This window comes from Acidihalobacter prosperus (assembly GCF_000754095.2).
Lineage (GTDB): Bacteria > Pseudomonadota > Gammaproteobacteria > DSM-5130 > Acidihalobacteraceae > Acidihalobacter > Acidihalobacter prosperus.
Genome location: NZ_JQSG02000006.1, coordinates 18,147 through 31,205, shown reverse-complemented (window position 1 = coordinate 31,205; position 13,059 = coordinate 18,147). Strand labels below are relative to the sequence as shown.

Below are 13,059 nucleotides of genomic sequence, written 5' to 3'. Positions count from 1 at the left end.
CGGTGGACATGATTGGCATCCAGTGTCAAAAGTTTCTCAAACTCTATCAGACAGTTGAATGAACGCAAGATTTCCCTCATCCCCGCATACACGGGGGGAACTAGCGCGGGTTGTAATACCGCATTGCCGTGTATTCCTCTCATCCCCGCATACACGGGGGGAACGCAAGCTCGATCGGGTCATGCGTCAGGCCCATCCTCTCATCCCCGCATACACGGGGGGAACCCTTCTCCCAATCCATTGAAAAAAGAGCAGTTTTTGAGGTCGCTTCAAAGTACCGATTTTTTGATGCCTCAAAACGGGCCAAAATAGCCCGCTTTGAGGTTGCCAGCAACATCAAAACACCCGAACACCCAGCATCAGGACATCCTGGCGCGTCGTGCTGTTCGGCTCAAGCAGCGACAAGGTTCCCGCCGAAGTCTGCACAGTGCTCAACGAAGAAGCGCCGTAGCCAAACTTCGTTTGCGAATAGCTCACAAACACATTCCAGTTGTTACTCGGAATCCAAGACAATTTGACGCCTTCCTGAGTCCAGCTATGGCTCCCAAGATCAACCTGGGTGCCGGAGCCGATATAAATATTGTCGTACGCGCCGAAGGTGTTGCCCGACTGTACATTTCCCGATAGCACGAATCCGCGGCCGAGATTGTAATCGACATCCAGACCGACGCCATCGTAACCATTGTAATAATCTTCCTGATAGCCGCCGACCCCGCCCAGCGTTCGATACCACGCATGGCGACCCCAAAACACATCCGGCATGACGGCAAGTCCGGGCAACGGAGAGAATCCGTAATCGAACTTGAGATCAAAGTCGATGATCTTGTTTCCCGTCTGCGACTGAACCGGGGTGATGGTGCCCGTTTGGATATTCTGCACCGCGCCGTTGTAATGGGTGTTTCCGGAAAACAGGCTGTAATCCGTCTGAAAACCGAAATGACTCCATTGGCCACCAACACCAATCTCATGACCGTCGATCGTGCCGGATTCAGAATCCAGCGAGGCACCGTTGTAGGTTTCCTGATAATGCTGCGAAAGCTGTCCGATGCCGATATTGATGCCGGAATGCGCATCTTGAATCGTGTTGGGCACAGCCCCAAAGAAATCCGAAAAGCCGTAAGCATAGGCGGGTCCGGCCAGGGCAACAGCCAGCAAGGCGACGCTGGGGAAAAGCGCTTTCTTCATTATTTGATCTCCTTATTAACCAACATGTTATAGCGGTTTCAACACCGCAGAAGGATTATAACCACAATTTAAAAACAGGCAAACCGATCACCCGGCAAGCTTTTCCAGGCACTGCGCCGCGGCGCTGAACTCGGCTTCTTGCCGACTACTCCCCATGCCCACACCGCCGACGCCGCCGGCCGTGCAATGCACGATGAACTGGCCGCCGCGCGTCGACACCGTGCGATAGTGCGGTCCCGTCTTATGGCGTCGCGCCAGACATTCCTGCAGTTTCGTTTTCGCGTCCTTGGCGTCTTCGGGGTTCTCCGGCAGATGCTGCATGGCATCGGCAAGCAGGGCGATGACGAAGGATTTCGCCGCTTCCCACCCGGCATATTCGAAGACCGCGCCGATGATGGCTTCCACCGCGCCGGCCAGCACCCGGGGCGAGGGCGTCTCCGGGTGCGCGTGAGCGCCGGAAAGCGCGATCCGTCCGGCGAGATCCATGTTCTGCGCGACCCGGCACAACGCATCCCGTTCCACGAGACGGGTGCGGAGCCTGCTCATGCCGCCTTCGGTCAGCTGCGAGGGCTTGCGGTACAGCCATTCGGACACGACCAGTTCCAGTACCGCATCCCCCAGAAATTCGAGTCGTTCGTTGTGAGGCTCGCCGGCGGAACGATGCGTCAACGCCGTGCGCAACAGCGGGTCGTCGGCCAGTCCGTCGGGGAGATGGGATATCCAGTTCTGCATGCAGGCAGCATGAGGGGCGCGCCAACCCGCCACGGACCCAAATAACCGCGCTCACAACCGTTATTCAGCGAAAACATGGGGTGACAACGGTGCGATGCTGGAAATCAGACGTTCAGAAATAGGTATTTCGATGACGCACCCGAACCCCGATCAGCTTGCCGGTGGACTGGAAGACGCCTTGACGGCACAGCCGGGCGAAACCCTGGAATCGCGCGAGGCAAAACGGCTTTTGTCCGCCTTGTTGATGCCCTTGAGTCACCTGTTCGCGGGCGAAGTGACCGAAGTCATGATCAACCGGCATGACGATATCTGGGTCGAGGACAGGGCCGGCATGCGGCGCGTCGACTGCACCCTGCCCAAGGATGCTGTGGAAACGGCCATTGTCGCGCTCGGCAGGCTGGCCGGCATCGATGCCGGCGATCAGTGCCCGATTGTGGATGCCCGCGTCGGACGGCATCTGCGGGTCGGCGCGGTGCTGGAACCGGCGGCGGTCGAAGGACCGACGCTGTGTATTCGACGCCACGTACCGATGCAGGCTTCGCTGGCGATGTACGGCGAGATCGTGCGCCAGGAAACCCTGCGCCTGCTGGAAGAATCGCGAAACGTCCTCGTCGCGGGCGCGACGGGATCGGGCAAAACGACCTTCATCAATGCCTTGTTGGCGGAATTGGCGCCGACGGACCGATTGATCGTCATCGAGGACACCCCTGAACTGACGGTGCCGAATCCCAACCGGGTACGCTTCGAGTCGCGTGGCGGGGCCGACATGAGTGCGTTGTTGCGCGAGGCGCTGCGCCAGCGTCCCGACCGGATCGTGCTCGGCGAGATCCGGGGACGCGAGGCCTACGATCTGCTGCAGGCGTTCAACACAGGACACGGCGGGTCCTTTTCCACCATCCACGCGGGATCGCCCGCCGGCGCGCTGCTCCGCCTGGCTTCGTTGGTGGGGCAAGCCGAAGAGGCGCGCTCCTGGCCGCAGTCGGCCATTCGCTCCGCGATCGCGGCTTCCGTCGGTGGCGTGGTGTGCCTGCGCAAGAAGCAGGTTGTCGCGGTGGCCGCCGTGGAAGGTCTGGACGATACCGGATTCGTGCTGGAAAACCGCTTCGAGGCGGGCATTGCCAAAGCAAATTGAGAAAAAGGGCCTGTGACGCGGTTATTTCGTCATCTTTGCGGTGTGCCGCCGGCGGAACATCGTTCTGGCAAATGCCTATCCAAGGAGAACGAGCGATGTATCGAAAAACGGTTGACGCCTGTCAAAGGGGGATGTGGGCGCTGGCATCCCGTCCCTCCGTCGTATGGCTCACGGGCTTTACCTTGATGTCGCTGTCCGAACCCTCGCAGGCCTTCAGCATGGGTTGCGGCGGATTCAGCGGCAATTTCAGCAGTTTCACCGGGCTGCTCGGCGGTATCGCGGGATTTCTGTCCGGCACCTTCGGACGCGCGGCCGTGATCATTGCGATCGCCATTTTCGGCGCGCTGCTCATGTTCGGCGAACTCAAGGGCGTGTTCGGCAGCGTCATCAAGATACTGTTTGGCGGTTCGCTGATCCTGATGGCGACCCAGTGGGCCGGGCTGTTCAACGCGACAGGTTCGGGGTCGGCGGCCTGTAATTACATCCAGAGTGGCGGCTGATTCGTGAGCGAAGGCGAGCGCAAAACAATGATTCGGCGCGCCCTGATCGGCGGTCGCGTCCTGTGGGGCGTGGACTACCCGCTTGCGGTCGGGAACCTCACGCTCGCCGTCATGCTGGTGGTCGTCGGGCATATCTATTGGTGGGTTCTGGCCGCCATCGGCATTCACAGGTTGCTTGGCATGGCTCATCGCGCGGACCCTGACATGTTCAAGGTCTATCTGCGCTATGCCAAGCAGGGCCATCGCTATGAACCCTGGGCACACCCGGACAGCCGAAACCGCCGGCCGGGAGGATGGCTGTGATTGCCGCAAAGGATCGCGTCAAGACGCTCAAGGCCACCCGCGCGTTGTCGGAACTGCTGCCCTGGGTGGCGCCGCTGACGCCAGGCATCGTGTTGTGCAAGGATGGCGGCCTGCTGGCCGGATGGAGTTTCCACGGACTCGACTCCGAAGGCCGCGGCGCGGCAGAGCAGGCCGGCGATTCCCGGCATCTGGAACGCGCGATCAACGGATTCGCCGGCAATCGCATCAAGACCTGGTGGACGGTACGCCGCGATCGGTCATCCGGATGGGCGGGTGGAGACTTTTCCGACCCGGTGACTCGCCGCGTGGATGCCGCGGCGCGCGCCGCCTGGAACAAAAAGAGCCATTATGTCGCTCACCGCGCCTTCTGGATCATGGTGTCGCCGCCGACCCCTGCGGAAACGTTGGTCGCACGCATCGCACAGGAAGGCGCCAGCGGACTGCTCTCGGGCATCGGCCCATGGCTGCTCAATGTCCTGGCGGGTCAGGCCGCGTTCGAAAACGATGCCCGCCGCTTGATGGACCGGGTTTCGGAGGCCGAATCGCTCTTCGAGCGCGTCGGCTCGTTATTCCCCGCGGCGGGCTTCAATCGCCTGACCGAAGAACGTCTGCTTGGCTGGCTGAACGCGCTGGCCTCGCCCAGCGAACCGTACCATCCGCTACGCACCCGCTCGGCGCTGCAGGCACTGGATGAAACCCTGGGCGAATGTACGCTAGACCAGAATGCCTCCGCGATGTACTTCGCGGGACCGACGCGCACGGTGCATGCCGCGGCGCTGACCATCAAGACGGTGCCTGACGCCTGGCCGGAGTCCATCGGCCCGGGCGTGTTTGACCGGATTCTGGATATCGACTGTGAATGCGTGTTCTCGCTCGCTACGCGCTATCTCGATACCGAAGCCGCACGCGGCGCGGTCAAGGAGCGCCGGCGCCACCTGCTCAACTGGCGCAAGGGTCTTGGCGGCTACGTGAAGGAAGGCCTGATGAAGGTGGAAACCGATCAGGTGGATTCCGACAAGGACGTGCAGGCCAAGGAGGCCGACGCCGCTCTGCTCGATTTATCGAATTCGCCCTCCGCGGGACATGCATTCCCCGTGCTGGTGCTGCGAGCGGAATCCGCGGAAAAGCTCGAACGCGCGGTCTCGGATGCCTCGCGGTTGTTCCATGTCGCGGAATTCGCCGTGCTGCGCGAACGCATGCACCAGATCTCGGCCTGGGCCGGCACCTTGCCGGGACAGTGGGCCGAACCCGTGCGTTGGAGTTATCTATCGGGCGCCGCCATAGCCGACATGGCGCCCATTCGTGGTCCAGCGCGGGGCAGTTCGATTGCCCGGCATCTGAGCAAGATGAGTGGCAGCCGGCAGCCGGCGCTTTGCACCTTCGCCACGCGATCCATGGAACCCTACTGGCTGGAGCCGCATCTCGGCGATGTCGGCCACGGCATTATCCTGGGGCCTACCGGCATGGGTAAAAGCGTGCTCGGCGGCTGGATGTGCCTGCGCTGGACGCAGTACCCACGCAGTCGGGTGTTCGTGTTCGACAAGGATCGGTCGCTGCGCAAAATGATCCTGCTGGCGGGCGGCCACTATCTCGGCGACAGCGGCAAGATGCGCATCAATCCCTTCGCGGGACTCGAGGGCGACGATGACTGGCGCTGGGCTACGGATTTCGTGGTGCAGCTGTTGTCTCCCGACGGCGGAGAACTCGAGCCGGTTGACGTGAACGAGATTGCCACGGCCTGCCGGCGCATCCAGTCGCTCGAACCCGGCGACCGACGCCTGCGCTCGCTCAAGGCACTGCTGCCGGCCAGGCTCGGCGATCGCCTGGCGCAATGGATCGGTGATGGCCGTTACGCCGGCTATTTCGACCACGAGACTGACGGCATGACCCTGGGCGCCTTCGTGGGGATCGCGATGGACGAGGTCTTGCGCTTCCCGCGCGCGGCGCGTGCGTTCATGGATCTTGCCTTCCACCGTATCGGCAAGCAGCTCGACGGCGCTCCGGTCTACATCCATATCGAAGAAGGCTGGTTCGCGCTCGACGATCCGGCCTTCGCACGCAAGCTCGACGACTGGCTGCGCACCCTGCGCAAGCTCAACGGCGTGCTGATTCTGTCCACGCAGTCGCTCAAGGAAATCGCCGAATCCAGGACGTTCACCGGATTTGCTTCGGCGCCAAATCGCTTCCTGCTGCCCAATCCGGATATCGCCTCGTTCGAGTCCGTCTATTCCGATGGGCTGAGATTGACCCACGAGCAGATGAAGATCATCGGCGAAGCCCGCCCCAAAGGCGAAACCGTACTCGTGCGTGACGGACGTACGCGCGTGCTGCGCGTGGATATCCCGGCAGAAGGCATTGCGCTGCTGCGCGCCGATGCGGAGGCCGACGAAGTGTTCGAACGCTGGATGAACAGCGGACATCCGGAATGGAGGATGAGATATGTCGACGAAATGGTGGAAAGGCAGACGCGGCGCGATTGATCTCGTGGTCGGACTTGCGGTTCTGGTCGGAACCCCGGGTATTGCGCATGCGGCCGCCTCCGGCAGCACGGTATTCGATCCCTGGAATTTCGCCCGGAACACCGTGTCCGCGCAGAACAGTATTCGCATCATCGAAAATCAGTTGCAGAACTACGCGCTGCAGAAGTACGGCATCGACATCAATCTGCAAAATCTGTCGCAGAGTGAAATCAACACGCTGATGTATCAGGTGGGCAGACAGAACTCGCCGCAGCTGAACAACGCTATCGCCTATTACCGCGATCTGCAGGCGTTCGACCAACAGCTGGGCGTTACGAATCAGAGCGTGATGTCGCAGTATCAGGCCTACAACGCATCCGGCCTCACGCCGCAGCAGTACATTCAGCAGGAACAGCAGATGGCCAACAGCAATGCGGGGTATGCGGCCGCGGGTTACGAATCGGCCAAGCGGAACCTGGCGCGTACGAATGCCATGGCGAACAGCGTGCAAGCCGCCGGTCGGAGCATCGGTCATATCAAGGGGATGGCCGGAAACATGGATTTGCTCAATACACAGGTCCATACGTTGACCGCGCAGAACGCGGCGCTGCTTAAACTCACTTCGGAAGCCGCGATGAACTCATCCCATGCCGCGCTGCAGAAGGCGAAAAAGGAAAAAGCCGCAGGCCAGGCCGCAAACAATCTGAATCAGGCTTTCAGCGGAGTCCAGAATCCGGGACAGGCCGGTCGCAGCACCAGTGATTACCTGCGCAACATGTTCAACAACATGCCAAAACCCACAGGGGGTACACCATGAGCACACGGCATCGCAGCGGATTCGCCGGCCTGCTTTTGCTCGCCTGCCTCGCGCTGGCGCCGCTGACCGCGCAGGCGAGTCTGTTTAATCCGTTTAATCTGTTTCATGCCAATACCAAAACCACCGCGCCGACGATGAATGTGGTCGTGCCGAAGTACAATTGCCAGGTCGGTAGCGGCCTGGCGAACACGTATTCCGGTAATGTGTTTTTCGGCATGGAGGGTTTTTCTCAGGACATGCAGGCCGCCGGAAACGCCATGGCCGGCCATGCCATTTACTACGGGAACATCATGCTGCGCGCGTTTCTGATTATCGCGCTGATGTGGTACGGCTTCGGGATGCTGACCGACGTGGGCGGGGCCTATCTGGAACCGTCAAGTATGATACGCACCTTCGTCACGCTGGGTGCGGTGATATTGATCTTTCGAAACTATTATCCAATCGCCCACGCATTGATCCGCATCTTCCAGGAAATCGGGGGCGGGTTGGTGGGTGTGTCGAATCAGGGCAACTACGGCGACCCTTCCTGCGTACTGTTTTCGACCGGCGACGGGCTGATACACAGCATGTTCATTGCGCCCGTGACGAACGTCTCCCTCTGGCATGTTGTCATGGACGAGGGCGTTTCGACGTTGATAGAAATGTGGCTTTATCAAGCTGCCATATTTGTGGTTGCTGTTTTGATGATTGTGGCCGGTCTGTTTTATTTTTTCTGGTCCATCGTCTCGATGTTTTTGCTCGCCATCGCCATCGGTCTGGGTCCGCTCGTGATTCCCATGCTGGTGTTCGACTGGACACAGAAGCTGGCCTTCGACTCTTGGCTCGGATTTTTATGGGACGCCCTCATGTACCAGATCGTCGGACCCGCGGTGCTGGGCATTGCAGGCTACGTGGTGAGCGATGCCATTGCGCCAATAGCCAACACGACACCTTTGTTTTACTACAGTCAGCACCATTTTCATGTCAATTGGTCACCCTTGCTGGGCCTGGGGTTGACAGGCGCGGCTGTGGTCTGGTTCTCGTGGAAACTCCCATCTCTGGTGCGTCAGCTTTCGGCCGGCGCCGCGCATGCGGGAGATTTCGGCGCGGGCAAGGAAATAGGTCAGCTGTCAGGGATGTTGAAATCCAAATAGACGAACTTCGCATCACTCGTCCTGAACGCAGAGGCTTTCGCGCTAACGAATGATCTGCTCAATGCCACGGGCGGCATAACGGCTAGACTGCTCATGGCGGCGGATACTGCGTGGTCACCGCACCTTCGCGGGGAGCGTGGCCGTGCGGCCGCCGCCTCCACCTCCGCCTCCGTCAAACGCAGACGAACCACGCGATGAACCTCGCGCCCTCGATATCATCGCGGCGGATGCCTGGCCGGCAGTCCCTGATGACGCCGTAAAGGGCCTGGGGCTTTCCGGGCGGCGGGTTCTCGAAATACAGCGTGCCTTTGGCGCCTTTGGGTATAAAAGCATTCCCGGACAGTGTGAACACGCGCCAGTCGCTGGTCCAGATATCAACCCGCGACAAACGAGCACCCGGAAGATGTTCTGGATGAAACTCTCCGGCGTGATGTCTGGCCTGGTTTCGCTGGTCGATGGATAGTTCAGGAGCGGACTGCAGAATCTCGTCGATCCGGCGCTGCTGTTCATCTGTAAGATCGGAAGCGCGGTCTCTGGCCATCAATCAGCCTCGTCGGTCGAACGCCAGACCACGACGCCAGTTTCGGCATCCACGACGCGGACTTCCTGAAAGGCCGGGTCTTCGACGCCTTCGAGCGCCACATCGATCGCTTCGGTTGCGCTCACGTACACCTGGGTGAAGGCATCCGGCGGCAGCCAGTCGCTTTCAAGCGGGAAATCGGCTTCGATCCTGAATGGCATATTGGTCCTCCGAATACGAGGGCAGTCCGTCAGCCATCAATCTTTGCAAGTCCTCGACTTGGTATCAATCATCGCTCGCGCGCGGGCATTGGGCAAAGGTCAGCTCGCAAAAGCGTGAAAAGCCCCCCCTAACGCAGTTATTTAGGAAAAAAACCGCGTGTTCATGGGCCGATCATGGTGCCCATGGACAACAAGCACAAGCAACAACTCGACCCATTCGGCTGGCAGGCCTTCTACGAGCGTTACGCGGCGCCGCTGCTGGCTCGCGATCGGTTTTTTATCGGCATGTTCGTCGCTCTTGCGGTCGCTCTGGCGGAAGCTGCCGCGCTCGTGGCATTGGTGCCGCTACATAAAATCGAGCCGTACGTGGTGCGGGTCAACGATCTCGGGCAGGTACTTTCATCCGGGCCGGTCAACGCAACCGGCAAGCCACCGAAAGCGGCCATTGTCTACTGGCTCGGAAGATTCGTCACCGATCTCTATGAGGTCATGCCCGGCATCAGCCGGGCGAACATCGAGCAGGCCTTCTTCATGACGCACGGCGCCGCCGTGTCGCAGATAGAAACCTTCCTGAATCAGCACAATCCGGTCAAGACGCTGGCGGAAAATCCGTCGGCGCGCGTCTCCGTATCGGTCAAGAAAGTCATCCCGCTGCCTCACGACACCGCCTACGTCTCGGCCGTGGTGACCGACGAGCTGACCGGACGTTCGCGTGGGATCTCGCTCACGCTCAGCTACACCTTCAATCCGCCCAAGACGGTGGCCGACGCGCTGCATAACCCGCTGGGCATTCTGATCACCAATTTCGCAGAGGGCAACTGATGAAACGCACCGCGCTGTTTCTGCTTCTCGGGCTTACCACCGCGTCCGGCGCGTTGCCGATCGCGCAGGCGGACGGCGTGCCTTATCCGTCCGCCTTGTCCGCACGCCTGGTTCGCTTCGTATATAACCCCAATCAGACCTACACGCTCTACCTGAGACCCGGGATGGGCACCGATATCCAGCTGCCGCGGGGCGAGCATCTGGTGTCTTTGCAGTTGGGAGACACCGTGCAATGGATTACCTCCTACGTGCAGGGTACCGGGAACATTCTCATCAAACCGGTCAGGCCGGGCATCGAGACTTCCGCGACACTGATCACCTCCGCGCACACCTATCAGATGATGCTGGTGTCGCGAAACAAGGGCGCCTGGTATCAGGGCGTCAAATTCACGCCCGAAAATCCGTTGGTCCTGCTGAATCCGGCCAACGAACAAAGCGCGGCCCTGAACCCTTCGCTGTCTGCCGACGCGCACACGGCAGATGGAACGTCCTCGCCAGCATCGCCGTCCGGCGATTCCGCCGACGCTTTGGCCGACGTGAACGTCAGCCAGATGAATTTCGCCTGGCGCGTGAAGGGGCGCGCCCGATTCGCGCCGACAGAAGTGTTCTCGACGCCGGATTTCATCTGGTTGCGCCTGCCGCAGGATGCCCCGGCGCCTGTGGTGTTCGGATGGCAGGGCGGTCAGTGGGGCATCGTCAACTACAACCGACGCGGCCCCTGGATCGTCGTGCAGGGAGCGCCCGCTGCCGTCGAGCTGCGCGCGAACGGGCGGAGCGTCGTTGCCTGGCGCCAAGGCGCCAAGGCGTCGGGCGGCGGTTCGCAGACGCCGGCGGCTGAAACGTCGTCCAGTTTCGTCTGGGGGCAATAAACCATGGCCCTCTGGCGCAAGAGCGAACAGAAAGAAGCCCCGCCGCCACCGCCCCGCGACACGCAGGAACCCGGGCGAGGTCTGCCGACGCGGACGCTGCCCATGCTCATGGGGGGCTTTGCCGTCGCCGCGGCGCTGTATGTGGCGTTCTTCACCAAGAACCATCCCGTACAGCCTGCAGCGCCGCAGACGGTCGCGCAGGCGCCCGGCGTCAATCCGCAGGCCAGCCCGCACAAGTCCGAGCTGAAAAGCATCCTCGACAGCCTGAATCAGATCGAGGCCGAACACGGGGGCGGCAAGCCTGCCGGATCGTCTTCGGCTTCGGGCGGCAACGCCGTCACCGACGCCACGCCGACGCCAGAGCATGTGCATGATGCCGCCAAGCGGGGCAACATCGCGGCCAGTCCACTGACCGCGCTCACCGGGGATTACCAGACCGGCCGAAACGGCTCCGGTAATACCGGTGTCGTGCCGGAGTACAACGCGGGGGCGGGCGGCGGCGCCCCGAACGGACAGCTACAGGGGCCTGCGCGGATGCCGTCTGCCAGCGAGATAGCCGCACTGGCGGGGCATCGGACGCACAGCGCCAACGGCAATCAGGCCTATCTCAAGCAATCCCAGACGGAGGCCCAGGTCAACGGCGGTTACGGGGCGATCAGCAAGGTCCTGCCACCGCTCCAGGGCGCCGTGCTTTACCCGGGTGTGGTCCTGCCGGCCACCACGGTCACCGCCGTCAACACGCAGTTGCCGGGCACGGTCATCGCGCAGGTGACCAATCCCGTCTGGGGGCGCAACGGGCACCTCGCCGTGCCCGCCGGTTCCCGCCTCGTCGGCAGTTACGACACCTCGATCACGAATGGACAAACCCGCGTGCTGGTCGCTTTCCAGCGGGTGATCTTCCCGGATGGCCGAGAAATCGTGCTCGGCAATTCGCAGGCCGTGGGCGAACAGGGCGCATCCGGCGTCAAGGGTCATGTCGACAATCATTTCTGGACGATGCTGGGGTCATCCCTGCTTGTGGCGATGCTCGATCAGGGCGTTGCCGCTGCAGGTCCCCAGCAATCCGTCACCTCGCCCACGGGCAGCACCTTCCAGTCGCCGGCGCAGGCAGGCGCGCAGGTCTTCGCCAACAGCGCCGGCAAGGTGCTGTCGCCCTACATGAATATGCAGCCGACCGCGGTCATCCCGCCGGGGACCGCCATCGACGTGCTCGTCAACAAAACCATCCTCATGCCTTCGGAGAATCGATGATGAAAAGAACCGCTGTAATCCATCGCGGGCTGGGCAGCCTGGCGGCCGCGGGGCTCATTCCTCTGCTCGGCGGCTGCGCCGCGACCCAGCCGAAAGTGCCGGCCGGCGCCATACCCGGTTATGTATTCGGGTATCACGTCGTCAGCGATCATGGCCCGAAAGCGCAGATCGTCAGCGGCGAACACGACACCTGGTTCGCATTGCCCGCCGACGCAAGGCTGCTGGAAGCCAAGGGCGACGGAAAGAACGTGCCATTTCACAAGCAGGGCGCCTACTGGACCGCGGATAAGGTAGCCACCCAGTGGACCCTGTATACCTCGAAAGGACCGGTCTTCGCGGTCGCGCCCAAGAGCGTCGGCGTCATCCTTGCGGCGGAACATCAGGCGCGCTTCGCCAAACCCCGGTATGCCTGGCATACGGATCAGCTGACGCTGACCTTCCGCCATGGCGCGGCGCTCACGCCAGCCGATCAGCAACGACTGGCGGCGCTCGACGCGCGCCTTGATGCCGCGCATCAGGTCGCATGGATTCGGGTGAGCGGGCAGACGACCGCGAGCGGCAGCATGACGGCCAACGCGAAGATCGGGGCCGCCCGCGCGGCCGTCGTGGCCGGCTGGCTGACCGCGCATGGCGCGGCACCGGTCTCGAATCTCGGCTGGACGCCGGGCGCCAACGCCAAGGCCGCCCTGGTCGCGGCGCGTTATCAGGTTCGCGTGCCGAAGCCGGTCAAAATCGTCCATCCACCGATCGAGAGGGTTCATCCGCCGGTCAAGGCTGCGCCCGGCCATGGCCGCCCGCAGGCGCCGACCGCACCGCTCAAATCCACGCCGATGACCGCGGTCAACCTGACGCCCAAACCTCCGACTTCGTTCGTGTTCCGCACCCACGCGGGGGATCTGCTTTCCCATGATCTCGCTGCGTTCCTCAAGCGGCAGGGCTGGTCGATGGTGTGGCGCGACCCGAACGACTACGCGCTGCAATATCCCGCGCGCTACACCGGCAAGACCCTCGACAACACGCTGCGCCAGATAGTGGACCGCTACCGGGTGCGCATCGTGCTGTATCGGGCCAATCACGTCGCCGTCGTCGAAGCCGGCGCCGCCGAATAAGGAGAG

The 13,059-nt window shown here is 61.8% G+C and carries 14 protein-coding genes; 10 read left to right on the top strand and 4 right to left on the bottom strand.

Annotation, left to right across the window (positions count from 1 at the left end; all coding sequences use genetic code 11):
- Positions 1-336: 336 nt before the first annotated feature.
- Both THPRO_RS10780 and THPRO_RS10775 read right to left on the bottom strand, forming a co-directional pair.
- On the bottom strand, positions 337-1,185 hold the full coding sequence (locus tag THPRO_RS10780) for a hypothetical protein (RefSeq protein WP_038093139.1): 849 nt from the start codon (positions 1,183-1,185) through the stop codon (positions 337-339).
- A gap of 87 nt (positions 1,186-1,272) precedes the next feature.
- Positions 1,273-1,917 carry a ribonuclease III family protein gene (locus tag THPRO_RS10775; RefSeq protein ID WP_038093142.1) on the bottom strand — a complete coding sequence of 215 codons (645 nt, stop codon included), beginning with the start codon at positions 1,915-1,917 and terminating at the stop codon, positions 1,273-1,275.
- A gap of 130 nt (positions 1,918-2,047) precedes the next feature.
- On the opposite strand from THPRO_RS10775, the gene THPRO_RS10770 reads away from it, so the two are divergent.
- The 6 genes from THPRO_RS10770 to THPRO_RS10745 all read left to right on the top strand — a co-directional run bounded on the left by THPRO_RS10770 (position 2,048) and on the right by THPRO_RS10745 (position 8,261).
- A complete protein-coding gene (locus THPRO_RS10770; protein WP_161489975.1) occupies positions 2,048-3,049 on the top strand; it encodes a CpaF family protein in 1,002 nt (333 codons plus the stop codon).
- Positions 3,050-3,144: 95 nt separating this feature from the next.
- Positions 3,145-3,549 (top strand): TrbC/VirB2 family protein, encoded by a 405-nt coding sequence (locus THPRO_RS10765; RefSeq protein ID WP_161489974.1) that lies wholly within the window; start codon positions 3,145-3,147, stop codon positions 3,547-3,549.
- 3 nt (positions 3,550-3,552) lie between these two features.
- The gene (locus THPRO_RS10760; RefSeq protein WP_038093150.1) at positions 3,553-3,852 is read left to right on the top strand and encodes a VirB3 family type IV secretion system protein; all 300 of its coding nucleotides are present in this window, start codon (positions 3,553-3,555) and stop codon (positions 3,850-3,852) included.
- Positions 3,849-6,332: a VirB4 family type IV secretion system protein gene (locus THPRO_RS10755; protein WP_038093153.1), complete on the top strand. Its 2,484-nt coding sequence runs from the start codon at positions 3,849-3,851 to the stop codon at positions 6,330-6,332. The genes THPRO_RS10760 and THPRO_RS10755 overlap by 4 nt, the downstream gene beginning before the upstream one ends.
- Positions 6,292-7,128 (top strand): hypothetical protein, encoded by an 837-nt coding sequence (locus THPRO_RS10750; RefSeq protein ID WP_038093156.1) that lies wholly within the window; start codon positions 6,292-6,294, stop codon positions 7,126-7,128. The genes THPRO_RS10755 and THPRO_RS10750 overlap by 41 nt, the downstream gene beginning before the upstream one ends.
- Positions 7,125-8,261, top strand: a complete 1,137-nt coding sequence (locus tag THPRO_RS10745) for a type IV secretion system protein (protein ID WP_038093159.1) — start codon at positions 7,125-7,127, stop codon at positions 8,259-8,261. Before THPRO_RS10750 ends, THPRO_RS10745 begins: the two co-directional genes overlap by 4 nt.
- Positions 8,262-8,433: 172 nt before the next feature.
- Here the strand turns inward: THPRO_RS10745 and THPRO_RS10740 are convergent, their stop codons facing one another.
- On the bottom strand, positions 8,434-8,802 hold the full coding sequence (locus THPRO_RS10740; RefSeq protein ID WP_038093164.1) for a hypothetical protein: 369 nt from the start codon (positions 8,800-8,802) through the stop codon (positions 8,434-8,436).
- Positions 8,802-9,002, bottom strand: coding sequence for a hypothetical protein (locus THPRO_RS10735; RefSeq protein WP_038093166.1), 201 nt, complete (start codon positions 9,000-9,002; stop codon positions 8,802-8,804). Before THPRO_RS10735 ends, THPRO_RS10740 begins: the two co-directional genes overlap by 1 nt.
- Before the next feature lie 183 nt (positions 9,003-9,185).
- Between THPRO_RS10735 and THPRO_RS10730 the strand changes: the two genes are divergently transcribed.
- The 4 genes from THPRO_RS10730 to THPRO_RS10715 are packed head-to-tail and all read left to right on the top strand — an operon-like array spanning position 9,186 to position 13,053.
- Entirely contained in the window at positions 9,186-9,824 is a 639-nt protein-coding gene (locus THPRO_RS10730; protein WP_161489973.1) for a type IV secretion system protein, read from the top strand.
- Complete coding sequence (locus THPRO_RS10725; protein WP_052064666.1) at positions 9,824-10,693, top strand: TrbG/VirB9 family P-type conjugative transfer protein; 870 nt, start codon at positions 9,824-9,826, stop codon at positions 10,691-10,693. Before THPRO_RS10730 ends, THPRO_RS10725 begins: the two co-directional genes overlap by 1 nt.
- 3 nt (positions 10,694-10,696) lie before the next feature.
- The gene (locus tag THPRO_RS10720) at positions 10,697-11,944 is read left to right on the top strand and encodes a TrbI/VirB10 family protein (RefSeq protein WP_065089629.1); all 1,248 of its coding nucleotides are present in this window, start codon (positions 10,697-10,699) and stop codon (positions 11,942-11,944) included.
- Positions 11,944-13,053 (top strand): TcpQ domain-containing protein, encoded by a 1,110-nt coding sequence (locus THPRO_RS10715; protein WP_065089628.1) that lies wholly within the window; start codon positions 11,944-11,946, stop codon positions 13,051-13,053. The genes THPRO_RS10720 and THPRO_RS10715 overlap by 1 nt, the downstream gene beginning before the upstream one ends.
- Positions 13,054-13,059 lie beyond the last annotated feature (6 nt).